Annotated in this window: 22 protein-coding genes; 21 read left to right on the forward strand and 1 reads right to left on the reverse strand. The window is 34.6% G+C overall.

Going from position 1 to position 23,555, the window contains the following annotated elements; genetic code table 11:
- Positions 1-13: 13 nt before the first annotated feature.
- From BJL90_RS13765 to BJL90_RS13830, 14 genes are all read left to right on the forward strand, one after another.
- Positions 14-1,396 carry a glycosyl hydrolase family 18 protein gene (locus tag BJL90_RS13765; RefSeq protein ID WP_070969090.1) on the forward strand — a complete coding sequence of 461 codons (1,383 nt, stop codon included), beginning with the start codon at positions 14-16 and terminating at the stop codon, positions 1,394-1,396.
- 376 nt (positions 1,397-1,772) lie between these two features.
- The gene (locus tag BJL90_RS13770) at positions 1,773-2,501 is read left to right on the forward strand and encodes a DUF1361 domain-containing protein (RefSeq protein ID WP_070969093.1); all 729 of its coding nucleotides are present in this window, start codon (positions 1,773-1,775) and stop codon (positions 2,499-2,501) included.
- 297 nt (positions 2,502-2,798) lie between these two features.
- Positions 2,799-3,953, forward strand: coding sequence for an iron-containing alcohol dehydrogenase (locus tag BJL90_RS13775; RefSeq protein WP_070969096.1), 1,155 nt, complete (start codon positions 2,799-2,801; stop codon positions 3,951-3,953).
- A gap of 91 nt (positions 3,954-4,044) precedes the next feature.
- Positions 4,045-5,454, forward strand: coding sequence for an APC family permease (locus BJL90_RS13780; RefSeq protein ID WP_070969099.1), 1,410 nt, complete (start codon positions 4,045-4,047; stop codon positions 5,452-5,454).
- Positions 5,455-5,490: 36 nt separating this feature from the next.
- A complete protein-coding gene (gene gabT / locus BJL90_RS13785) occupies positions 5,491-6,858 on the forward strand; it encodes a 4-aminobutyrate--2-oxoglutarate transaminase (RefSeq protein ID WP_472234730.1) in 1,368 nt (455 codons plus the stop codon).
- Positions 6,859-6,924: 66 nt separating this feature from the next.
- Positions 6,925-8,157, forward strand: a complete 1,233-nt coding sequence (locus tag BJL90_RS13790; RefSeq protein WP_081562005.1) for a PucR family transcriptional regulator — start codon at positions 6,925-6,927, stop codon at positions 8,155-8,157.
- 171 nt (positions 8,158-8,328) lie between these two features.
- Positions 8,329-9,744: a polysaccharide deacetylase family protein gene (locus tag BJL90_RS13795; protein WP_070969105.1), complete on the forward strand. Its 1,416-nt coding sequence runs from the start codon at positions 8,329-8,331 to the stop codon at positions 9,742-9,744.
- Between the two features lie 3 nt (positions 9,745-9,747).
- Complete coding sequence (locus BJL90_RS13800; RefSeq protein WP_070969108.1) at positions 9,748-10,839, forward strand: beta propeller repeat protein; 1,092 nt, start codon at positions 9,748-9,750, stop codon at positions 10,837-10,839.
- 320 nt (positions 10,840-11,159) lie between these two features.
- Positions 11,160-11,588 (forward strand): RrF2 family transcriptional regulator, encoded by a 429-nt coding sequence (locus tag BJL90_RS13805; RefSeq protein WP_070969111.1) that lies wholly within the window; start codon positions 11,160-11,162, stop codon positions 11,586-11,588.
- A 175-nt stretch (positions 11,589-11,763) separates the two neighbouring features.
- Entirely contained in the window at positions 11,764-13,641 is a 1,878-nt protein-coding gene (gene cooS, locus BJL90_RS13810) for an anaerobic carbon-monoxide dehydrogenase catalytic subunit (RefSeq protein ID WP_070969114.1), read from the forward strand.
- 66 nt (positions 13,642-13,707) lie between these two features.
- The gene (locus BJL90_RS13815; RefSeq protein ID WP_070969117.1) at positions 13,708-14,154 is read left to right on the forward strand and encodes a 4Fe-4S dicluster domain-containing protein; all 447 of its coding nucleotides are present in this window, start codon (positions 13,708-13,710) and stop codon (positions 14,152-14,154) included.
- A gap of 1 nt (position 14,155) precedes the next feature.
- Positions 14,156-15,382 (forward strand): NAD(P)/FAD-dependent oxidoreductase, encoded by a 1,227-nt coding sequence (locus BJL90_RS13820; protein WP_070969120.1) that lies wholly within the window; start codon positions 14,156-14,158, stop codon positions 15,380-15,382.
- 418 nt (positions 15,383-15,800) lie between these two features.
- Positions 15,801-16,253 carry an S-ribosylhomocysteine lyase gene (locus tag BJL90_RS13825; protein ID WP_335617794.1) on the forward strand — a complete coding sequence of 151 codons (453 nt, stop codon included), beginning with the start codon at positions 15,801-15,803 and terminating at the stop codon, positions 16,251-16,253.
- Between the two features lie 210 nt (positions 16,254-16,463).
- Positions 16,464-17,621 (forward strand): C40 family peptidase, encoded by a 1,158-nt coding sequence (locus BJL90_RS13830; RefSeq protein WP_081562007.1) that lies wholly within the window; start codon positions 16,464-16,466, stop codon positions 17,619-17,621.
- Positions 17,622-17,735: 114 nt separating this feature from the next.
- On the opposite strand, the gene BJL90_RS13835 is transcribed toward BJL90_RS13830, so the two are convergent.
- Positions 17,736-18,302, reverse strand: coding sequence for a lytic transglycosylase domain-containing protein (locus BJL90_RS13835; RefSeq protein WP_081562008.1), 567 nt, complete (start codon positions 18,300-18,302; stop codon positions 17,736-17,738).
- A gap of 137 nt (positions 18,303-18,439) precedes the next feature.
- On the opposite strand from BJL90_RS13835, the gene BJL90_RS13840 reads away from it, so the two are divergent.
- The 7 genes from BJL90_RS13840 to rsxC all read left to right on the forward strand — a co-directional run bounded on the left by BJL90_RS13840 (position 18,440) and on the right by rsxC (position 23,528).
- A complete protein-coding gene (locus BJL90_RS13840) occupies positions 18,440-19,330 on the forward strand; it encodes an SPOR domain-containing protein (protein WP_070969127.1) in 891 nt (296 codons plus the stop codon).
- Positions 19,331-19,352: 22 nt separating this feature from the next.
- Positions 19,353-19,709 (forward strand): DRTGG domain-containing protein, encoded by a 357-nt coding sequence (locus BJL90_RS13845; protein WP_070969130.1) that lies wholly within the window; start codon positions 19,353-19,355, stop codon positions 19,707-19,709.
- A gap of 28 nt (positions 19,710-19,737) precedes the next feature.
- The gene (locus BJL90_RS13850) at positions 19,738-20,172 is read left to right on the forward strand and encodes an ATP-binding protein (RefSeq protein WP_070969133.1); all 435 of its coding nucleotides are present in this window, start codon (positions 19,738-19,740) and stop codon (positions 20,170-20,172) included.
- Between the two features lie 17 nt (positions 20,173-20,189).
- On the forward strand, positions 20,190-20,540 hold the full coding sequence (locus tag BJL90_RS13855) for a DRTGG domain-containing protein (protein ID WP_081562009.1): 351 nt from the start codon (positions 20,190-20,192) through the stop codon (positions 20,538-20,540).
- Positions 20,537-21,247 carry a PHP domain-containing protein gene (locus BJL90_RS13860; RefSeq protein ID WP_070969135.1) on the forward strand — a complete coding sequence of 237 codons (711 nt, stop codon included), beginning with the start codon at positions 20,537-20,539 and terminating at the stop codon, positions 21,245-21,247. The genes BJL90_RS13855 and BJL90_RS13860 overlap by 4 nt, the downstream gene beginning before the upstream one ends.
- Positions 21,248-21,277: 30 nt before the next feature.
- Positions 21,278-21,823, forward strand: a complete 546-nt coding sequence (locus BJL90_RS13865; protein WP_070969138.1) for an ATP-binding protein — start codon at positions 21,278-21,280, stop codon at positions 21,821-21,823.
- Positions 21,824-22,193: 370 nt separating this feature from the next.
- On the forward strand, positions 22,194-23,528 hold the full coding sequence (rsxC, locus tag BJL90_RS13870) for an electron transport complex subunit RsxC (protein WP_070969142.1): 1,335 nt from the start codon (positions 22,194-22,196) through the stop codon (positions 23,526-23,528).
- Positions 23,529-23,555 lie beyond the last annotated feature (27 nt).

Here is a 23,555-nt window from a genome sequence, read left to right on the forward strand (position 1 = left end):
GTGGTGAAGTGTTATGAACAAGATATTTAAAAGGATAATCATATTTGCCCTTATGTACACGCTTATCCTACCACTTTTTTCAAGCGGTAGCTACATATTTGCAGATGAATCTAAAGAGTTTAGAGTAGTTGGCTATTATTCAGAAATCTTTGATGATCCTGTAGATAACTTACAATTTGATAAACTTACTCATATTACATATGCTTTTTTGATTCCAGCGGTAGACGGTTCATTAATAGGAATTGAAAAACCTGAAAAATTGAAAGAATTAGTTAAAAAAAGTCATGAAAATGAAGTAGATGTTCTGATAGCCGTAGGTGGATGGTCCTATCAAAATCTTCCCCTTGATCCAACCTTTGAAATGATAGCAGCATCGGATGAAACAAGAGAGATCTTTATAGATAATATAATCTCCTTTGTTGATGAATATAATTTAGATGGTGTAGAGATAGATTGGGAGTATCCTGATCTAGGTCAATCTTCACAGAATTATGAAAAATTAGTGCTAGGACTAAGTAAGAAATTAAAAGAGAAGCAAAAATATTTGACTGCTGCATTAAATGGAGCATGGTCTGCAACTGAAGGACCTTCTGCATCACAGGCGGTTAGTGATAAATGTTTAGAAGAATTTGATTGGATTAATATAATGGCTTATGATATGAATAATGAACAACATAGCCCATATTGGTTTTCTAAAACCTCTATAGATTACTGGATTACTAGAGGATTAGAAAAGAAAAAAATAGTGCTAGGAGTTCCTTTCTATGCAAGACCGAGCTGGAAACAGTATAGACATTTAGTATTGGAAAATAAGGAAAACGCATATAGAGATTATGCAGAAGGGGAACCCTTAGATTCATACTATAATGGAATAAATACAATAAAAGAAAAAACCAGACTAGCCCTTAAAAATGCATCAGGCATAATGATTTTTGATATCAATGAAGACACTAATGATGAATTAAGTCTATTAAAGGCAATAAATGATACTATAACTGAAGTAACTTCCATGACTAGCGATGAACTTAATAAAAAAATATACTTTGTAGTAGATGATTCAGAATTAGTATTTAAAAGAGAAGATAATATGGGAATACCTTTTATTGATGAAAACAATAGAGTTCTAGTCCCTATCAGAAAGCCACTTGAAATGATAGGTGCAGGTGTTTCTTATGATGAGGAGACTAAAACAGTTGTAGCTAAAAAGGAAGATACAATATTAGAAGTCTCAATAGATATGAACTATGTAAAAGTAAATGATACAACAGTAGGTATGGATACGAAGGCAGTAATTAAAGATGGAAGGAGTTATGCTCCTTTTAGATACATATTTGAGGCATTTGAATATAAAGTGGAATGGCATGATGAGAGTAGAACAGCGATAGTAATCAAGTAAAATACATGATCGATAATATTTAACAAATAAAAAATATGAATTTGAGAGGTGTTATCATTAAGGGAATTATTAAATTCATTAGAGTTCTCTTAGTTGTTTTGTCATGTGTATTATTTGTTTTAGTATATTTGCGTGGATATCTGGATTAACCATAAAGAACTTAGCATGACTATCGATAGTGAATTGCTAAGGCGCCTACTTCTAGGTGAACAAACTAAGTGGGGGATCAAGCACTACATCCTGGAAGTAGATTCGTCTACAACTGGGGGGCGTAAAAACTTCCTCTGAATTAAGTTTCGTTTTATTATGGATGGAAATATGATATTTTAGATATAAGGAGTAATTTATAGAAAAATCCCCCCTAAGGAGTGAAAAAATGAATAGAAGAATCAGCAATGTAACAAAAATATTAGCTGGTCTTTCCATAGCATTGGTGGTTTGGATGATACTTGGAGGATCATTTAATACGTATTACTTAGTATGGAATTTAATATTGGCTTGGGCACCTATGATTTTTGCATTAATCTTCAGAAAAAATTTTAAAAAGCAATCCTATCGGAGTAAAAATATGATTATGTTATTTTCAAGCTTCTTATGGCTATTCTTTTTTCCTAATGCAGTATATTTAACAACGGACTACATTCATTTAAGTAATGATATGTTTTATTATCCAAATCCAAACTATAAACCTTATTCTGGCGAAACCAGGATGTTATACAATTTTGATCTTTTGCCTTGGAACAATTTTTTTTCAATCACTTTTGGCGTTTTACTGGGTTGTGCTTTAAGTGTCCTCTCGCTTTATATTTTTCATAAATATATCGAGAGTAAGAAGGGAAAAGGTGTAGGATGGATGTTTGTAATAGCTGTTCATTTCCTTAGTGGATATGCCATTTATCTGGGAAGATTTATTCGCTTTAATTCTTGGGATGTGATCTTTAGCCCTTTGACACTGATAAAATTTCTACTGTACAATATAGACAGCGTGGCTGTTCGTTTTACCTTGTATTTTTTTGTATTAAGCCTATTTGTTTATAGCATTTTTTACTTATTTATTTACCTGGCAGAAGCAGATGAAAAGGCCTCTGAAAATCAATCCTGCTGAAGGGATCCAATGTATATGGATTTCCCTAAGAGATACCCTTTGTAATGCTAGGATATATATTGTTTGGTTTTTTTACTGAATTTAGATATCTAGTGACAAAATGCACAAACACTTTTGGAAAAATGGTGCATAGACGTGAAAGTAGCATTATGGTATAGTTTAATAAATAATTCTAAAAAATGAAATGTTTTTACAATTATATTTCATCTAAAAATTTTATATTTTAGTGACAAGGACGTCGCTGACATGAAAATGTCTGCGGCGTTTTTGTGTTTAAAAAAGAAAGGGGAAGTTCTTATGTTAGAAAAAATTAATCAAGTTCCAATAAAATTTGTTTTTGGAAAAGGAAGTTTGAAAAATATTGGTGGATTGACGAAGGCTTACGGAAAACGTGCATTGATTGTTACAGGGCGCAGTAGTACGAAGAAGACAGGTGTATTAGATGCGGTGATTGGCTATCTGCAAGATGAGGAAATTGATGTTACTGTGTTCAACGAAGTAGAGTCCAATCCCCTCACTACCACAGTAAAAAGGGCAGTGGCTTTGCTAAAAGAACAGGAATGTGACATAGTGATTGGTTTAGGTGGAGGTAGTCCTATGGACGCCGCAAAATGCATTGCTTTTTCTGCCGTCAATGAGGGAGATATTTCTGATTATATTTTTGGTAAGGAAGGTAAGGGAGCACTTCCTATCATCGCTGTAACTACAACAGCTGGTACAGGAAGTGAAGGAGACAGTTTAGCTGTTTTGACAAATCCTGAGACCAAAGATAAAAAGTCCTTAAAAAGCCCATATATTTATCCAAAGGTATCTATTGTTGATCCAGCACTAATGATGACATTACCTGCTTCTATGATTGCAGCCACAGGATTTGATGCCTTATCCCATTCGGTTGAAGCATTTTTAGCAAACCATAGTAGGCCAGATATAGAAGAAATGGCTTTGGAGGCAATAGGACTGCTGTTTACGTTTTTACCAAAGGTTTATAAAAATCCAACAGATATCGAAAGTTGGGAAAAGGTGGCTTATGCTAATACTATAGGTGGGATTGCCATTGATCAGGCAGGTGTAGTGTTACCCCATGGGATGGAACACCCTGTTAGTGGCCTGTTAAATGTTACGCATGGGGAAGGATTGGCAGCGTTATTTACAGAAATATTAGAATTTTCTTATAAATATTGCCAAGAAAAATTCTTAAGGATGGCTAAAGTGATTGGTATTAAGGAAGATGGAATAACGAAGGATCAGGTAGCACGCCAATGTGTAAAAACTTTTGAAAAATTATTGAAGGCATTAGACTTGCAGGTAACATTAGGTCAATTGGGTGTAAAGGAAGATCATATAGATTGGTTGGTGGAAAATGCAATGAGAACAATGACTTATGCAATCTCCAATCATCCTGCTCCCTGTAAAGAAGAAGACCTACGAGCGCTATATACAGCATGCTTATAAATTTTCAACAAAGCTAAAGATTTTTAAAAACAAAGAATGATAGGATTGTTCATTACTACTTCAAAATATTATTACATAAGGGGGAAGTGTTATGAAAAAGCAGGCAGAGAATTTTAATAGAGTATTGTCGCAAAAAGATGTGATGGCTTTATCCTTTGGTGCTATGATTGGATGGGGTTGGGTTGTATTGGCAGGAGAGTGGATTCATAAGGCAGGAACCTTGGGCGCTATGATTGCATTTTTACTGGGTGGTGTGATGGTTTTATTTGTTGGTCTTACTTATGCAGAACTAACAGCTGCTATGCCAAAATGTGGAGGAGAACATGTTTTTAGCCAACGTGCATTAGGAAGAAATGCTTCCTTCTTCTGTACTTGGGCCATTATTTTAGGTTATGTTTCTGTAGTTGCATTTGAGGCAGTTGCTTTTCCTACTGTTGTAGAATATTTATTTCCTAACTATCTCCAAGTAAAAATGTATACAGTGGCGGGATATGATGTGTATTTAACCTGGGTATTGGTGGGGGTGATTAGCTCTGTTGCGATCACGATTTTGAACTATTATGGGGTAAAGCCAGTGGCAGTAATGCAAGGAGCAGTTACCGTCATGGTGGCGGTTGTAGGTTTGACCTTTTTCGGAGGATCTGTAGTGAATGGAAGTACTGAATATATTCAGCCTCTTTTTATTGACGGGATAAAGGGAATTTTAGCGGTTGCTATTATGACACCTTTTATGTTTGTAGGATTTGATGTGATTCCTCAAGCGGCAGAAGAAATTGATATGCCTTTTGAAAAAATCGGAAAAGTGCTGGTTTTATCGGTGGCGATGGCTATTGGGTGGTATGTGATGATTATTTTAGGAGTTTCATTGTCTTTATCAAAACAGGCATTAGAAGTTTCCAGCATACCTGCAGCTGATGGAATGCAAGCGGTTTTCTTTAATAGCTCTTTAGCATCAAAAGCAATGATTATTGCAGGTATTGGAGGCATAATCACCAGCTGGAATTCCTTCTTTGTAGGAGGAAGTAGAGCGATTTATGCATTGGCTCATTCCAAACAATTACCAGCTTTTCTGGGAGAATTGCACCCAAAATATAAGACACCTACCAATGCTATTTTATTAATTGGTATACTCTCTTCCTTCGCACCTTTACTGGGAAGACGCATGTTGGTTTGGTTGGTGGATGCTGGTGGCTTAACAATTGTGGTAGCTTACTTTATGGTGGCTTTATCCTTCTTAGTATTACGATATAAAGAACCTGATATGGCAAGACCCTACAAAGTGAAAAGAGGGAAGGCAGTAGGATTTATAGCGGTGTTATTAAGTTTTGGGATGATGGTCTTATATTTACCTGGAGCACCAGCAGCGTTAATTTGGCCATATGAATGGATGATTGTTCTTGGGTGGACCGTATTAGGTGGTGTTTTCTATCTTTGGGCGAAGCTATCCTATACAGAAAGTTATCTCAAGGAATCCTCAATAGAAGCAGAAGAAGGCATATAACAATTTACATCTATATAGGAAATGGAGGAAAATAAAATGAAGTGTATGACAGACAAAATAATCATAGGAGAAATTCCAGCTAGAAAAGTAATAACAAAGACGATTCCAGGAAATAAATCTTTAGAATGGATTCAAAAGCGACAACAATATGTGGCAAAAGGAGTTGGAAATATTACTCCCGTAGTAGCAAAAACAGCAAAAGGCGCTTTGATAGAGGATTTAGACGGCAATGTATTTCTTGACTTTGCTGCTGGTATTGGTATGCAGAATATAGGTCATGGGCATGGAGCAGTGATCGAAGCTATTCAAAACCAAGCAGAAAACTTACTACACCCCTGTTTTCATGTGACAATGTATGAAGGATATATAAAACTGGCGGAAAAACTGGCAAAAAAAGCGCCAGGAATAGGCAAAAGAAAAGCAATGTTAGCCAATAGCGGTGCTGAAGCTGTAGAAAATGCCATCAAAATAGCGAGAAAATATACCGGAAAAACAGGGGTGATCTCTCTAGAGTGTGCATTTCATGGTAGAACCTATATGGCTATGACCTTAACCAGCAAAGTAAATCCCTATAAAAATGGTTTTGGTCCCTATGTTCCAGAAACCTATAAAATTCCATCGGCCTATTGCTATCGATGTTCTTACGGAGGTAGAGAAAACTGTAAGATGGGTTGTTTAGAAAAAATTAAAAATCTATTAAAAGGAGAATTATCTCCCGATAATATTGCTGCTTTAATTGTTGAACCTATACAGGGGGAAGGTGGATTCATCTTGCAACCACCAGCATTTCTAAAAGGGCTAGAAAAGATTTGTAAAGAAAATAATATTGTTTTCATTGTAGATGAGATACAATCTGGATTTGCTAGAACTGGTACTTTGTTTGCCAGTGAAGGATGTGGTTTGGACCCTGATTTAATGACTTTGTCTAAAAGTCTTGGTGCAGGTATTCCTATTAGTGCTGTTGTGGGAAAAGCTGAAATTATGGATGCGCCAGGAGTTGGGGAAATAGGAGGAACCTATGGAGGCAGTCCTTTAGGTTGTGAAGCGGCATTAGAGGTTTTAAAGGTGATTGAAGCAGAAAATATGCTTGCAAAAGCACAAAGGATAGGAAAACAGCTAGAGAAAATGCTGCAAAGTATGAAGAAAGATTTTGAAGTTATTGGAGATGTTCGAGGTATTGGAGCTATGTATGCAATAGAGTTTGTGAAAAGCAGAGAAACCAAAGAGCCTTATCCAGAAATTATAAAGAAAATTACTGATTATGCATTGCAAAAAGGCGTGATCTTTATTAGTGCAGGGATTTACGGTAATGTTTTAAGATTTTTACCACCTTTGGTGATGACAGAAGAACAAGTAGAAGATGGCATGGATGTACTAAAAGAAGCTATTAAAAAAAGTTTATAAAAAACCTATAAAATCCCTTGCCTTATAAAGCAAGGGATTTTACAATAGAAAGAAAATATTTTCTTGATGGAAGAAGGGATAAAGATGTCAATTTGTTGCCAAGAGTTGTTTACGCTACCTTCTTTAAAATCTTTAAAGCTAATAGCAGGAAAAGAAGGATTACACAGAAATATTCGGTGGGTCTATGCAGCTGAAGTGATAGAAGATGTTACAGAACTTACACAATGGTTATATGGTGGAGAATTGGTGATTATCACAGGAATAGGGATTAGAAATGAAGAAACGATTTTTCTTGAATTAATAGAAAAGATTTATGAAAAAAACTTAGCAGGGCTCATTGTATTTATAGGACCCTATATTGGAGAAATACCTATTTCTGTAATAGAACGAGCGAATAAATTGAACATTCCTTTGTTTGCGTTGCCATGGGAAGTACCTTTAGTAGAAGTGACACAGGATATTTGTACGCACCTTGTTCATCGAGAAAAACAATATAATGATGTAGAGCAGTTTTTACAACAGATTCTTTTTTTTGAAAGGGAAGGTTCAAAGAGCCTGGAAGAACAAGCGGCACGCATTGGGTTTGATTTTGATCAAAGTCATAGAGTGGTGGTAATAAAACTAGATAATCTTTCCAGCTTTATTAGAGATAACCAAATAAAAGAAAGCACTATACTGCCTCTGAAAAAACAAATTCGTCAAATAATAGAAGAATATTCCATGGATACCTATAAAGGTTTTTCTCTTTTTCTTAACGATGCTATGTTTATGCTGGTGAATGGAGAGATTTTTAACAAACAAATGTTAAGAGAAACACTGTCTTTGCTACAAGAAAAAATTCAACAAAAAATTGGATTAACTACTAGTGTTGGTATAGGTACGAAGTATAGTCAACTTTCTCAATATAAGAAGAGTATGGAAGAAGCAAGGCAAGCACTAAAGATATCAAATCAAAAAAAATTGAAGAATCAAATTGTATTTTATGAAGAGATGGGGATTTTTTCTTTGTTATGGGAAGTAAAAAACTTAGATGTATTAAGAAAAATTCATAAAAATATGCTTTTTCCCCTATACGAATATGATAAAATCAACGAAACCCATTTAATTGATACGCTGGAAAAATTTTTAGATAATGGAAGAAGTATGCATACTACAGCCAAACAGCTTTTTATTCATAGGAACACACTAAAATATCGTTTAGAGAAAATAGAACAACTAACGGGATATAGCTTAAATAACCAGGAAGACTGCTTTCATTTTCAGTTGGCCTATTATATTCATGACTTTTTAAACAAATAAAAGAATAAATGCATAAAAGAAGCATTTGTTCTTTTGTTTTTTCGATACTCCTTCGTTGGCTTCCTATTAAATACCATTTTCATAGGAGTGAATCTAATGTAATATAGAGTATGTAGCCTTGCTATTTTAGATGAATTGATATTTACATACAAAGGGGGATATTGAATTACTGTGAAAAGATATACTTTTATTATCCTAGTCATGCTTAGTATTCTTTTGGGGATTGGAATGATAGAATTTAAAAGTACTTATTTTAGTGTAAATGACATAGTGGAAAATCTAAAAAACTTTAAGGATACAAAATTCTCAAAAACAACCCATACAAATTGGCATGAAATACAAAACCTAGCTTCAATTGAGGAAGCTAATGACTATGTAGAGAAACGATTAGAGAAACATTTTGATATTTACTTAAATAAGGTATTGGTGGATACCGGTTATGACTGGGATGGGAAATTATTTATCCCCATAAGAAGCATGGGCAAAAGTTTGAATTGGTCGGTGAATTGGATACCTGAAAAACAAATGATACAGCTTGTTAAAGAAAATGAAAAAGCATATGTAGATATTATAAACCTTTTTGGTAAAGCCTATATTGATATTGATACATTAGAGCGTATTCTCAATATAGATCAAGTGGTAATTAATGAAAATAGTATATATTTATGGAAAAATGATCCAAACATCTCTCAAGTTGATAGAAAGAAAACAAAATATTTCAATTTTTATATTGATAATATGAAAATGACTGATGCTGCAATAGAATATGAAAATCATTTATATGTTCCTACAAAAATCTTTGCGTTGTCCCTTGGGAGGACTTTTCACTACGATGCAGAAGAAGGTTACGTAACGATCGATGATGAAAAAGTAGACACCATATTTATAGAAGGAGTATCCTATGTTACGCTTAAAGATATTGGCAGTATAATAGATATCAGTAGCCACAGTTTTGAATTTGATGATTCAAATATACCTTTAAAAGAACCAAATATAATTTTTAAGGGCCATAGAAAAAAACAGATAGCACTGACCTTTGACGACTATATTGATAATGAAGTACTTCCTCTTTTGGATATTCTAGATGATTGTAATGTAAAAGCCAGCTTTTTTATAATAGGAAATACGATAGAAGCAAATAAAGATATTTTAAAGGAAATTCATAAAAGGGGACATTTGATTGCCAACCATACATGGGATCATTTGAATAACCATACAATAACAGACGATGAGTTTAGAGCACAGCTGATATCGACCCAGTTAGTTATACAGAAAAATATTGGCATAGTACCCCTATACTACAGACCTCCAGGGGGTTACTATAATGAGAGAATGGCGGATATTGCAAGAGACATAGGTTTGACGACAGCAATGTGGTCGTTGAACTCAAACGATGCCAATTTCGACAGTAAGCCAGCACATATAATAGATACCGTACTTAGCAATATTACTCCTGGTTCTATTATTGTAATGCACACGAAAAGACAATCCACGATAGAGGCTTTGCCAAGTATAATAAAAAGTGCAAAAGAACAAGGTTATGAATTCGTTAAGATCGATGCGTTTGATACTAAAGGAGGAATATGATTTATGAAATATAACAAGCTTTCTTTTCTTTTGGTTTTAATCGTTATTGCCGCGTTACTCTCAGCTTGTAGTCAGACAAAATCTACTAATGAAAATAAAAACAATTTAATTACATCTGACAATGAATCTGATACGGCGGTGGATAACACAGAAATCAGTCAGCCTAAAGGAATACTAGAAGATCTGTTAAAAGATACGCAGGGAACGGTTAATAAGATCGCTCTTAGTAATATGACGGTAGAAGAACTGGCGTTAACTTCACAAGGCACATTGTATGCGCTTGCTGAGGGTAATCTATATGAAATCAAAAGTATGGATCAAGTGAATCCTATAAACCTTAATAAGGTTTTCTCCACTTTTCATGTTGTGGAAAGTGATCAAGAAGTTATTATTATTGCGGGTGGTGTTAATGGTGAAATTTACACATACTCAACGCTGAATAGTAAATGGGAGGAAGTGGAGATTGATACGAAAGAGGCTCCCGTTAATATTATTCGTAGTAGCAAGGATGGAAAAATTTATGTGGGACAAAGTTCAAAATTTGGTGGAGGACTATGGAAAAGTGATGACAAAGGAAAGAGCTGGAATAAACTAAGTGACTTAACCGTTAGAGGAATAACGATACATCCGAAGGAACAAAATGTCCTATATATTGTTGATGAATTGGCTTATATTTCAACTGATGAGGGGAGCAGCTTTATAAAAATCAATACAAAAGCAAATTATGGTATATTGATTCATCCTCTTCAATCAAATGCCATCTATCATGCTTTTTCTATAGGGGTTGAAACTACTGATATTGAAGGAAATATATCCAGTTATTTGAGGTTTTATCTTGAAGGCAGCATGACAAAGCTAGCGTTAAATCCTATTGACGTAAATGAATGGCTTATGGGTTTTTGGAACTATCCTTTAGGAACAGGGGGACTATACTATAGCACAAATCACGGAGCCCTTTGGTCTGAAGTAGAGGGAGAATTAATAGATAAGCTTGTACTTGATATTGTTTTTAGCGGCGACGGTTCAATTGCCTTTGTTTCCACAAAGGACCATGGTATATGGACAATTAATCTCCCTATGATTAGAAGTAAGTAAGTTATTAAGCTACAGAGTATCAGATTCATTATATATAGCTTCTTAAGTGACACGAGAATATTATAAATGAATGCAAAACCATAGGAGAATAAATGCAGCATGCATTCATTCTCTTTTTTTATAAGCTATATTTACCTATACTTTCTTAAAAAAAGTATAGATTTTACCATGTGTAAATTACCACTAGCTATAGCAGAAACTTGTAAAAGATATACAAAAAATATCAAATTAGGTAAAAAAGGTATTGACAAATAAAAAACAATGTATTAAGATAAAAATATACTAAAAAGGTATAAATTCACAAACAACGGAGTGACAGTATGAAAATTACACAAGAGGCGGACTATGCTTTTAGAATGATATTATATCTTTCCAAAGTAGGAAGGGGTACAAGAGTAGATGCCCATAAGATATCAGAAAGTGAAAATATACCTACGAGATTTGCTCTTAAAATACTTAGAAAGCTGACGAAGGCAGGCTTGACAAAGTCTTTTAGAGGGATAAACGGTGGGTATACTTTAAACAGAGATCCTGAAAATATTACCTTCAAAGATGTAATTGAAGCGATTGATGGACCAATTTATATTAATAGATGTCTTTATGATGAGGATTATTGCAATCTGCATAGGACGAATACTTGTGATGTACATAGAGAATTAGCCAAAATACGAGATACCGTGATAGGTGTGTTAGAAAAGGTGAATTTTAAATCTATTATGGAAAAGAATGAGATAAACTATCATAAGTAGCAGTAAGGGACATATGATTTATTATTAGCAAGGTTATTCTTTGGTAAAAACTATACTAATTTTGTACACTTTTTTAAAAAATAAAGCAATATATTTTTATCATAAACTATACAAAAATTGTATAGTTTATAAAGTGATAAATAAAATATATATTTTATATAAGGGGGAATATACCATGAAAACATGTAAATCAGCAGACAACCGACTACAAAGTTTTATGCAAACAAAGGAAATTGAAACATCATTTAACAGAGTTGAGAATCAAAATATAAAGTGTGGTTTTGGCCAACAGGGAGTATGCTGTAGATTATGCTCAAACGGACCCTGTAGAATTACACCAAAATCACCTAGAGGTGTTTGCGGAGCTACAGCAGATACCATCGTGGCAAGAAATTTTTTAAGAGCAGTGGCATCTGGAGCAGCATGTTATTTGCATGTTGTGGAAACAACAGCAAGAAATTTAAAGGCTACTGCAGCGAAAAAAGGAAAAATTAAAGGTGTAAATACTTTAAACCAACTAGCTAAATGGTTTGAGATCGATTCAGAAGATTTAAATGATAAGGCTATAAAGATTGCAGATAAGGTTTTAGACGATTTATATAAAACGAGAGATGAAAAAATGGAACTAGTAGAAAAAATGGCCTATCAGCCTAGATTTAAAAAATGGAAGGAATTAGGGATGCTGCCTGGTGGTGCAAAATCAGAGGTCTTTGATGCCATTGTAAAATCTTCTACGAATTTAAACAGTGATCCGGTAGATATGTTGATGCACTGTTTAAACTTAGGAATATCTACAGGGCTTTATGGACTGACTTTAACCAATTTGTTAAATGATGTTATGCTAGGAGAGCCGGTGATTAGGAAAGCACCTGTAGGGTTTAAAGTTGTTGACGAAGATTATATCAACATTATGATAACTGGACACCAGCATTCTGTAATAGCGCATCTTCAGGAAATTTTAATAGATCCAATGGTGAAGGAATTTGCAGAAAGTGTAGGAGCAAAGGGCTTTAAGCTGGTGGGATGTACCTGTGTGGGGCAGGATTTACAATTAAGAGGCGAGCATTATCAAGAGGTATTTGCAGGGCATGCTGGAAATAACTTCACAAGCGAAGCCTTGATCACAACAGGGGCTATTGATTTAATTGTTTCAGAATTTAATTGCACGTTACCAGGCATTGAGCCTATTACTGACACTTTTATGGTGCCTATGATATGCCTTGATGATGTAGCCAAAAAAGCAAATGCTGAGCATAAACCATTTTCTAAGGTAGACGAAGAAAAAATATCTCAATATATTATCAACAAAGCCTTAGAAAGCTTTAAAAATAGAAGGCATAAAGTTACCATTGATATCCCAAAAGATCATGGTCACGATGACGTAATAACCGGTATAAGTGAAAAATCGCTTAAGTCTTTCCTAGGAAATACATGGAAGCCTCTGATCGACTTAATAGCTGAGGGTAAGATCAAAGGTGTAGCTGGTGTAGTAGGCTGTTCAAACTTGACAGCTATGGGGCACGATATATTTACCGTTGAGCTAACTAAGGAACTCATAAAAAGAGATATTATCGTTTTATCTGCTGGATGCTCAAGTGGAGGTCTAGAAAATGTTGGACTTATGTCACCAAAGGCAGCTGCTCTAGCTGGAGATCGTTTAAAAGAGGTTTGCATGTCTTTAGGCATACCACCAGTATTGAACTTTGGACCATGCCTTGCCATAGGAAGGCTTGAAATAGTGGCAACGGAGTTAGCTGAAGCATTAGGAATAGATATACCCCAACTTCCTCTTGTCTTGTCTGCTCCTCAATGGTTAGAAGAACAGGCTTTAGCAGATGGCGCCTTTGGTTTGGCTTTAGGCTTACCAGTACATTTAGCTATTCCTCCTTTTATGACGGGAGGTAAAGTGGTAACGGAAGTTCTTACGAATTCACTTGTAGCTATAACAGGGGGAAAAGTTATTGTTGAAGGTGACGTTATAAAGGCCGCAGATCAATTAGAAGAGATTATATTAAACAGAAGAAAAGGTTTGGGACTAGATGCTCAAAAATAGCTCTCTATATTTTATTGATTTTAGAATAAATATATTGTAGCTAAAAATAAAAAGGGGTGAGTATCTATGAAAAGGATTAAAATAGACAAAGAATTATGCATGAGTTGTTTAAATTGTGTGATTGGCTGTATGGCGGAACATAATAAAAAAGGTAAAAATATTTATGCCTTAGATTTAGAAGACTTGAGCAACGAAAGTAAAAATCATATTGCCCTAGACAAAAATAAATGTCCGGCACCCATCTTGTGTAGGCATTGTGAGAAGCCAGAGTGCGTGTATACTTGTATGAGTGGTGCAATGACGAAGGATAAACATACAGGATTTGTTGCCTACAATGAAGAGCAGTGTTCCTCCTGCTTTATGTGTATTATGGCATGTCCCTATGGGGTCTTAAAGGCAGACGAAGTAGAAAAAACAGTGATACAAAAATGTGATATGTGCGGAGACAGGGAAATACCAAGATGTGTGGCGGACTGTCCAACTGGATGTTTAAGTATGGAAGGAGGTCAGTAGCATGAAATATTTAATACTAGGGGCAAGTGCGGCGGGAGTGAATGCAGGGAAAACAATAAGGGAATTAGATCCTAGCGGAGAAATAACTATTGTATCGAAGGATGAACATATCTACTCTAGATGTATGCTACACCATATCATAGGAGAAAAAAGAAATATGCAAGGAATCAACTTTACAGAAAAAGAATTTTGGGAAAGTTATAATATCCTGTGGAAAAAAGGTCTTTCAGCTAAAAAGTTAAATGTTGAAGAAAAAGCAGTGTTATTAGATAATGGAGAATACTTATCTTATGATAAGCTGCTTATAGCAACAGGTGCTTCTTCCTTTATCCCACCGGTTAAGAATCTGAGGGAAGGGAAGCGTATTTACGGTTTAAGAAATATAGAAGATGCTTTGACGGTAAAAAAAGAAGCTAAAAATGTAAAAAATGTGCTTGTACTAGGGGGAGGTTTGGTAGGTATAGATGCAGTTGTTGGTTTGATGGAGCAGGATGTAAAGGTATCATTGCTTGAGATGGCTGATAAAATACTCCCTCTGCAACTGGATCAATACACTTCTTCAAAGTATGAGGAAGCTTTTAAGGCGAGAGGTATAGAAATCTATACTGGAAGAAGCCTAAAGGAAGTCCTGTTAGATGAAGAAGGCAAGGTGAAGGCGATTAAGTTGGATAATGAGACATTGGTTAAATGCGAAATGATAATTGTTGCAACCGGAGTAAGGGCAAATATGGATTTTATTGAGGAAAGTACTATTAAGGTAGATGGAGGAATTGTTGCCAATAATAGATGTGAAACGAATATAAAGGATATTTATGCTGCCGGTGATGTATGCGGCAAAAATCCTATATGGCCTTTGGCGGTAAAACAGGGAATTGTTGCGGCACATAATATGGTTGGAGAAATCGTAGAGATGGATGATTTCTTTGGCTTGAGAAACTCTATGAATTTTCTCGGTATTCCAACAGTTTCCCTAGGCATTGCGGATGCACCAGATGAAAGCTATAAAGTATTGATTGAAAAAGACAAAGAAAGTTATAAAAAAGTTATTTACAAGGATGGTATAATTTATGGAGCCATTCTCCAAGGGGATATAGGTTATGCTGGTGTATTAACCCATCTTATAAAAAATAAAATAGATTTATCTCAAATCAATAAAGATATATTTGAAATAAATTACGCAGACTTTTTTAGCTTAAAAGAAAATGGTGAGTACCAGTACGCAATATAAGACTATCTTGATTTTTAAACTTCCATGATGATATACTATACGTGAACTAAGTAAGGTTAAGTGTATAGATATACGTCTCAGAACTGTAATGATAGTAAGGATCACATTGCAATCCCTGAATATATCTTTTAACTAAGGGGAAAACATAAACTTAGTATAATAAAGCTCAAGTTTAAAAACGTATGTCTATAAAAAGAGACTTAATTCAGGGGGAGTTTTTACTCCCATTGAATTGTAGGCCAATTTATTTCGAGGATGTAGTGCTTGATCTCCCACTTCTTAAAGTGGATGTCTTAGCAATACACCGAAGGATAAAGAAGGGGATATGCTGATTTAAGAAGTTCTTTTATGCTTAGAAATGACATGAAATTCACAATTTTATGTCTAAAAAGTTCACTATGGAAATGGAGGTTATATTTTGAAAGTAATCGTTGAAAGCTTTACTATGGATCATACAAAAGTTAAGGCTCCCTTTGTTAGAAAATGCGGTAATATTACTACACCGAAGGGTGATACCATAACAAAATTTGATTTAAGGTTTACACAACCTAATGCTGAAGCCATGCCTACTGCTGCCATTCATGCTTTAGAACATCTTTTGGCAGGATATCTTCGGGAAGAATTATCAGATATTATAGATATTTCCCCTATGGGATGTCGAACTGGTTTTTATCTGATCAAGTTAGGAGAGAGCTCAGAGGAAGAAGTGGCTTTAGCACTTATAAGTGCTTTAACAAAAGTAATAAATGCTGATGAAATTCCTGCGGTAAACCCTATACAATGTGGTAATTATAGAGATATGTCTTTGTTTGGCGCTAAAGAATATGGGAAAGAAGTACTAACAAAATTAGAAAATAGGTATAAGAAGTAAGTATAAAAAATAAGACGAATAACAACAAACCATATGTTTTCAAAGAAAATGTATGGTTTGTTGTTGTTTGCACAAAGTAGAAATATAGTATAAGGAAAATCTTGTCAATTTATTTTATAAATTAGGACTTTTTTATGTTTTTTTGTAACCTAAAGAAAATTTTACAGAAAAAAAGAGGGATTTCTACAAAAAAATAGAATTAAATAACTTATGAGTTTAAATATCTATCAATTTAAGGTGGTGAATTATTTGAAAGTACCAAAGATAAGGGTCAAATTACTAGCCACATCTGTAGTGATGTTTATGATGTTATTGACCTCTTTTGCATCAGGGCAGGCCAATGAAGCTACTATCATTGCCAATCAAGGAATTTTAAGAAGGACGGCAAATTTTGAGGGTGATGTAGTAGAAACACTGGCACTAGGGACACAAGTACTCCTTCAAGAAAAGAGCGGTGATTGGTACCGTGTTCAACTAACAAATGGTATAACGGAAGGATGGATGTACAAAGACCTTATTGCAGTAAATGGTGAAAAGGGTAGTTCCTTAAAGAAGGGTATTACCACTGCCAGTACATTAAATGTAAGAGGAACGCCTTCTCTACAAGGAAGTGTTGTTACACAGCTGTCCAGTGGCTCTGAAGTAACAATTTTAAGTCAGGAAGAAGAATGGTATCAAGTACAGTTAAGTCAAGGGCCAAAAGGTTTTGTGCATAGTGACTTCATAGAAGTAGTGCCTAATTTCCCACAAGCGCAAGTATTAGAGAACAATAGCAAGGTAAGGACAACGGCGAATTTACAGGCAGAGACGATTGTAACTTTGAACAAAGCTGATATTATTTTTATAAAGGGCTATCAAGATGGATGGTATAATGTAGTGACTAAGGACTTTATTGAAGGTTGGATAAGCAATGAAGTAGTGGAACTGCAGGTGAATGTTGTAAGACCAGTGAATCGTTCTGGTACAAGATCTAATGGGTTGAGCAATATTAAAACCGTAGCAGAAAAGTACATAGGCACACCCTATAGATATGCTACTGCCGGACCGAATAGTTTTGATTGCTCAGGTTTTGTTTTTTACATATTAAATACTTACTATAAAGATTATTTAAATGAAAGAGGCATTGATCTACCTAGATCTTCAAGAGATCAAGCCAATGTAGGTGCATCAGTGAACAAAAGTCAATTGCAGACAGGAGACTTGGTGTTTTTCAATAATGGGACAACCAGTACCATTAACCATGTGGGGATTTATATTGGTAATAATCAATTTATCCATGCATCCTCCGGTAGAAGCATGGGCGTAATTATATCCTCTCTTGATGAAGCAAACTATAAAAGAAGATACGCAAAAGCAACTAGATTATAGACAAACAAATAGATGACCTAAATGATGATTTAGTGTCAGTTGGTTATATAAAGTACAATAAAAAATCAGGCTTAATTAAGCCTGATTTTTTATTTATGTAGATTTCTAAGAATTTTATACGTTGCTAGAGGATGAAGAATCATGGGTTTTAAGAGAGTTTAATATAGATTTCACATAATTTTGTGTTTCAGCAAAGGGTGGTATACCACCATAGCGATTGACATTGCCTGGACCTGCATTATAGGCAGCTAGAGATAGGGATAAATTCCCGTCATACTGATCTAAAAGCTGTCTTAAATACTTTGCCCCTCCTTCGATATTTTGTTGTGGATTCCACACATCAGTTACTTGAAGTTCTTTAGCAGTAGCGGGCATAAGCTGCATCAATCCTTGGGCACCAGCACGGGAAAGGGCTTTAGGGTTAAAGTTTGATTCAGCTTTAATAACAGATTTAATAAGGGCTGAAGAGAGGTTGTATTTTTCTGCTGCTGCATCAATATATTGATCAAAGTCCTTTGGAAGGTATTGCGTTTGCAAGTTAGCTACTTCATTGCGGAACATTTTACTAAAAGAGGTATTGGTAGTATTGGTGTTCATCGAAAAATTCAAATGAACAGGAATACGATTTTGGATTTCATGCATTTTTTGAGAAAAAATATCATTAACAAAATTTTTTATCATGGTATCAACTCCAATTATGGAATAATTTTATATAAGTTTATTATATATATAATAAGACAAGTATTCAATAAGTGTAAGAGCTATTTATGAAGATTATAAAAAATTTAATAAAATATGTAAGAAGAGGGGGTATTTTTATGAGAAAAAGACGATTGAAAATAAGACGAAATAAGAGAAGTTTTAATTACTTTTGGGTGATTACCTTTCTAATTATTATACCAGTAACAGCAGTGCTTATTGGATCTCGTATAACAGAACGAATCGTAGTGCCTGTTTTGTACTCAGATAGCCCATTGGAAGAGGGAATATTATCAGATATTATCAATAATAGTGATGATAATGATGAAACAGAGGTTGTAGATGAAGTAGAAACAAATGCAGAAACCATAACACCTTTGGAAGAAGTGGAAGATACGGAGCTTTTACCGCTATCCATTTATATGATTCAAATAGCCAGTGTATCGGATACAAGCAATATAGAAGAATTAGTAGAAGAACTAAATGAAAAGAAACTTTCTCATATAGTGTATAAGATAGACAATGCTTATAAAGTTTATACATTAGGGCTAACTGATAGGGGGTATGTTGAGGAACAATTACCTTCTATTAGAGCCTTCTATCCAGATGCCTATATAAGTGAATTGCATTTGCCGGCAAAGAAGATAACTTATTCTAAAGATGAAGAAGAAACAGGAAAAAATATTGTAAAAGATTTGAATAGTTTAATTGTAATCATAGATAAACAGGCCAAAGAATGGTATAATTTTATAAAAGGAGAAGGCGAATTAAACCAATATAGTAAATTATTAACAGAACACCAAGTATTAATGACACAACTATCAGAAAGACTTGATACAGATGTTTGGCCAGAAGGTTTGCCGGAAAAAAAAGCTATAGAAAAAATGGTACTTCACCAAGAAGGCAATATTAAAAAGACTACAGAGTTATTAGAAGATAAAGAAAACTTATATAGAGTACACAGTTTATTTCTAGATAGTTTATTTAGGACTTTAGAAACCATCAAATGATAAAATAACAGGAGGGGATGAAATGACGTTAAAGGAGGTCCAATTGCTGCTAGATGCTGAAATCTTGTGGGGAGAAAAATTTCTAAACAGAGAGATTAAAACTGCCTTTGCTTGTGATTTAATGAGTGATGTACTAGCTTTTGTAGATGATAAGACCTTGTTATTGACAGGTTTAGTAAATTCTCATACAATACGAACGGCAGAAATGATGGATATTGCAGCTATAGTTTTTGTTAGGGGCAAGAGCCCGGAAGAGGAAATTATTAAGCTGGCAGAAGAAAACGAAATCGTTATTATGTCAACAAAGTATATTATGTATGTTAGTTCGGGGATTTTATACTCTAAGGGTCTTAAAGGTGCTAACATTATACATAAATAGTTTATTGATTAAATTAAAATAGGAGGATGTGAGAACCATAAAATTATGTTATGCAGTAGAAAAAGATGATTTTACAAAAGCGGGACAGGCTTCTAGCAATATAAAGAAAGTATTAAGACAGTTGGGAATAGAGCCTAAAACCCTTAGAAGAATTGCTATAGCCACTTATGAAGCAGAAATGAACATCATTATTCATTCTGAGGGAGGCGTCATAGAAGTGGATATTTGCCCAGAAAAAGTTGAAATTATTGCAGAGGATAGAGGACCGGGAATTGAAAATATTGAATTAGCTATGAAGGCAGGATACTCTACAGCTTCCCACAGAGTTCGGGAATTAGGTTTTGGCGCGGGAATGGGCTTGCCAAATATTAAAAGATGTTCTGATGAATTTACAATTAAGTCTTCTTTAGGAGAATATACCAAACTGCAAATTGTCATCTATAACAGGCTTAAAAGTCATTAAAGTAGAGGGGGTAAAAAATGATTACAGTAGAAAAATTAATTGAAAAATTAGAACTAGAAGCGGTAGGGGGCCAAAAAGGAATAACCAAGGAAGTGAAAGGTGCATATATTGGAGATTTATTAAGCTGGGTGATGGCACACATTGGTTCTGGAGATGCCTGGATCACAATACAAACAAATATCAATGTTATTGCAGTAGCAGCATTAGGTGAGGCCTCTTGTATCATTGTAGCAGAAGATGCTGAGATAGAGGAGTCAACGAAAATTAAAGCAGACGAGGAAGGTATTCCCCTTTTGAGAAGTTCTCTAAGTGCCTATGAATTAGCAATACAAATCTATCAATGTTTAGAGGGTTTAGAAAAAAAATGATGGTAGCAGTAGATTTGCATATTCATAGTGGATTATCTCCTTGTGCAGATAATGATATGACCCCCAACAATATTATTCATATGGCACAGCTTAAAGAAATAGAAGCTATTGCTATTACAGATCATAATTCCACCAAAAACCTTGAGAGTTTTATGCAGGTGGGGGAAAAAAACAATATGATTTGTATCCCAGGTGTAGAAGTCACCACAAAAGAAGAAGTTCATTTAATTGCGCTCTTTGAAAGTCTTTCAGCAGCAAAAAAATTTCAGGACATATTGGATGATACGCTACCAAAGGTGCAAAATAATACAAGACTATTTGGCCATCAATACATTTATGATGAAGACGATAATATCTTAGAGGACTATAATACTTTATTAATAAATGCTCTTTCTTTACCCCTAAAAGAAACAATTACAGAGATAAGAAAATTAAAGGGCATACCTATACCTGCTCATATTGATCGAAATAGCTTTAGCATTCTTTCAAACCTAGGGTTTATTGCTCCAGAACTAGGTTTGAAAACAGTTGAAATAACAAAAAAATGTAGTTTTTCTGAACTAAAAAAGTTACATCCGTATCTAAGAGGCTATAAGAAAATTATTAGTTCAGATGCTCACTATTTAGGAGAAATGCTAGAGGGAGGCTTTTTGATAGAAGCGCAGAATAGAAATATACAATCTATTTTAATGACACTGCAAGGGTGATTTTAAAAAATAGTTTAGGGGGAGAAGAGCTTGAAGGAATTAGCTTTGCATATATTAGATATTGCAGAAAACGCTATTAAGGCAGAAGCCAATTTGATAGAAATAACGATTTGGGAGGATATTGCAAAGGATTTGCTTACAATAGAAATTAAAGATAATGGCATAGGCATGGATGAGGAAACCGTAAAAAAGGCAGAAAACCCCTTCTTTACTACAAGAACCACTAGAAAAGTAGGATTAGGTATTTCTTTATTTAAAGCTGCAGCACTGCAATGTGATGGTAGTTTTAAGATATATTCAATAAAGGGGAAAGGTACAACCGTAACTACTGTTTTTAAACATAGTCATATTGATCGAGCACCTCTAGGTCGCATAGAAGATACATTGATCACTTTACTGATGAGAGAAAAAGAGATTGACTACATTTATACACATTACTATAATCTAGAAAAATTTTATATAGATACAAGGGAGGTAAAGGACCTCCTCAAAGAAGTGCCAATTACTAACTTACAAGTGGTGGAATGGTTAAGACAATATATAAAAGAAGGACTAGCAAACTTTGTTAAATCATAAACTTTCCCAATTTAATGGTAATCGCAAAAAACTTATTGTATATTAAATGGTGTTGTACTATAATAAATATAATAATTCCTTAACAATTTTATACAGCAATTTTATACAATATTTTACAAAATGTCGAATTTACTAGAAAATTGTATAACTTATGAGGTATAATAAATTTAAAATTATTAATTGTTAAGAGTAATATTTAACTATCTTAATGTATACAGTATATACAAGAAAATATAATGATATTTTAAAATAGTCAAAAAAATTTTGTGCTGTTTTAATTATACTGTATACAAGAATTATTAACAAGGAATCATTATTTTTATTATTTCATTTGGCTATTCTTTAAATTTAAATAAGGGGTGAAAATCAAATGAAGGCTTTAACTTTTAGAGGAGGTATTCATCCACCAGAAGGTAAGGAATCAACTGAGCATTTAAAGATTGAAAAAGCAGTTGATCCTCAAACGGTGGTAATACCTATGCAGCAACACATTGGTGCACCGTGTGAACCCATTGTAAAAGTGGGAGACACAGTTAAGGTTGGACAAAAAATTGGTGAAGCACAAGGTTTTGTTTCATCACCTGTTCATGCTAGCGTGTCTGGGACTGTAAAGGCGATCATGGATATGCCAATAGTAACAGGTAACGAAGCATTAGCAGTGATCATTGAATCAGATGGGAAAAATGAAATTGACCCTTCTGTAGCATCAAAAGGTGATATCGAAGCGTTACAACCTAAGGAAATCATTGATATCATTAAAGAAGCTGGTATAGTAGGTATGGGTGGCGCTACTTTTCCAACCCATGTAAAGCTATCCCCACCACCTGACAAAAAGGTGGACACCATTATATTAAATGGTGCTGAATGTGAACCTTATCTAACAGCAGACCATCGTCTTATGTTAGAGATGCCTGAAGATGTAGTTTATGGCTTAAAGGCTATGATGAAGGCAGTAGGTGTAAAAAAGGGATATATAGGTATTGAAAACAATAAGCCAGATGCTATTGACGTAATGCTAAAGGCCATAAAGAATGAGTCTGACATAAAAGTAGTAGCATTACAGACAAAGTATCCACAAGGTGGAGAAAAACAGCTTATTTATGCTGTAACCAACAAAGAAGTTCCTTCCGGCGGATTGCCAATGGATGTTGGGGTTATTGTAAGCAATGTGGGAACTGCAGCTCAAATAGCAAAGACTATTAAAACTGGTATGCCATTGATAGAAAGGGTTACCACTGTAACAGGAAAGGCAATAAAAAAACCTAGAAACTTAATGGTGAAAATAGGTACACCTATTAAAGAATTGATAGAACAATGTGGAGGCTATGCAGTAACACCAGGAAAGCTTATTCTTGGTGGGCCTATGATGGGTATTGCTCAACACACAGATGAAGTATCTGCTGTGAAGGGAACTTCAGGTGTACTGGTTTTTGATAAGGAAGGGGCAGATTTGCCAAATCCTATAAACTGTATACGCTGTGGTAGATGTGTTGAGATATGTCCAGCAAATCTTCAGCCAGTATATATTAGTGAAAATTCATTAAGTAACAGAATGGAACAGGCTGAAAAGTATAGAGCACTAGATTGTATAGAGTGTGGTTCTTGTTCATATGTGTGTCCATCAAGAAGACCTTTACTACCATCCATAAGGGTAGCAAAAAACCAAATCATTGCTAAGAAAAGAGAGCAAAAGAAAAGTAATTAGAGTAAGGCAAGTAAAAGGGAGGGAAAT

It is taken from the genome of Clostridium formicaceticum (genome assembly GCF_001854185.1).
GTDB lineage: Bacteria > Bacillota > Clostridia > Peptostreptococcales > Natronincolaceae > Andreesenella > Andreesenella formicacetica.

What these genes read in the sequence shown, in the direction of transcription:
- BJL90_RS13840 (WP_070969127.1), top strand. Translation starts at nt 18,440, where the DNA reads ATGAGAAAAAGACGATTGAAAATAAGACGAAATAAGAGAAGTTTTAAT.
- BJL90_RS13780 (WP_070969099.1), top strand. Translation starts at nt 4,045, where the DNA reads ATGAAAAAGCAGGCAGAGAATTTTAATAGAGTATTGTCGCAAAAAGAT.
- BJL90_RS13790 (WP_081562005.1), top strand. Translation starts at nt 6,925, where the DNA reads ATGGAAGAAGGGATAAAGATGTCAATTTGTTGCCAAGAGTTGTTTACG.
- cooS (WP_070969114.1), top strand. Translation starts at nt 11,764, where the DNA reads ATGAAAACATGTAAATCAGCAGACAACCGACTACAAAGTTTTATGCAA.
- rsxC (WP_070969142.1), top strand. Translation starts at nt 22,194, where the DNA reads ATGAAGGCTTTAACTTTTAGAGGAGGTATTCATCCACCAGAAGGTAAG.
- gabT (WP_472234730.1), top strand. Translation starts at nt 5,491, where the DNA reads ATGAAGTGTATGACAGACAAAATAATCATAGGAGAAATTCCAGCTAGA.
- BJL90_RS13845 (WP_070969130.1), top strand. Translation starts at nt 19,353, where the DNA reads ATGACGTTAAAGGAGGTCCAATTGCTGCTAGATGCTGAAATCTTGTGG.
- BJL90_RS13805 (WP_070969111.1), top strand. Translation starts at nt 11,160, where the DNA reads ATGAAAATTACACAAGAGGCGGACTATGCTTTTAGAATGATATTATAT.
- BJL90_RS13770 (WP_070969093.1), top strand. Translation starts at nt 1,773, where the DNA reads ATGAATAGAAGAATCAGCAATGTAACAAAAATATTAGCTGGTCTTTCC.
- BJL90_RS13820 (WP_070969120.1), top strand. Translation starts at nt 14,156, where the DNA reads ATGAAATATTTAATACTAGGGGCAAGTGCGGCGGGAGTGAATGCAGGG.
- BJL90_RS13815 (WP_070969117.1), top strand. Translation starts at nt 13,708, where the DNA reads ATGAAAAGGATTAAAATAGACAAAGAATTATGCATGAGTTGTTTAAAT.
- BJL90_RS13765 (WP_070969090.1), top strand. Translation starts at nt 14, where the DNA reads ATGAACAAGATATTTAAAAGGATAATCATATTTGCCCTTATGTACACG.
- BJL90_RS13835 (WP_081562008.1), bottom strand. Translation starts at nt 18,302, where the DNA reads ATGATAAAAAATTTTGTTAATGATATTTTTTCTCAAAAAATGCATGAA.
- BJL90_RS13800 (WP_070969108.1), top strand. Translation starts at nt 9,748, where the DNA reads ATGAAATATAACAAGCTTTCTTTTCTTTTGGTTTTAATCGTTATTGCC.
- BJL90_RS13830 (WP_081562007.1), top strand. Translation starts at nt 16,464, where the DNA reads ATGAGTTTAAATATCTATCAATTTAAGGTGGTGAATTATTTGAAAGTA.
- BJL90_RS13855 (WP_081562009.1), top strand. Translation starts at nt 20,190, where the DNA reads ATGATTACAGTAGAAAAATTAATTGAAAAATTAGAACTAGAAGCGGTA.
- BJL90_RS13775 (WP_070969096.1), top strand. Translation starts at nt 2,799, where the DNA reads ATGTTAGAAAAAATTAATCAAGTTCCAATAAAATTTGTTTTTGGAAAA.
- BJL90_RS13860 (WP_070969135.1), top strand. Translation starts at nt 20,537, where the DNA reads ATGATGGTAGCAGTAGATTTGCATATTCATAGTGGATTATCTCCTTGT.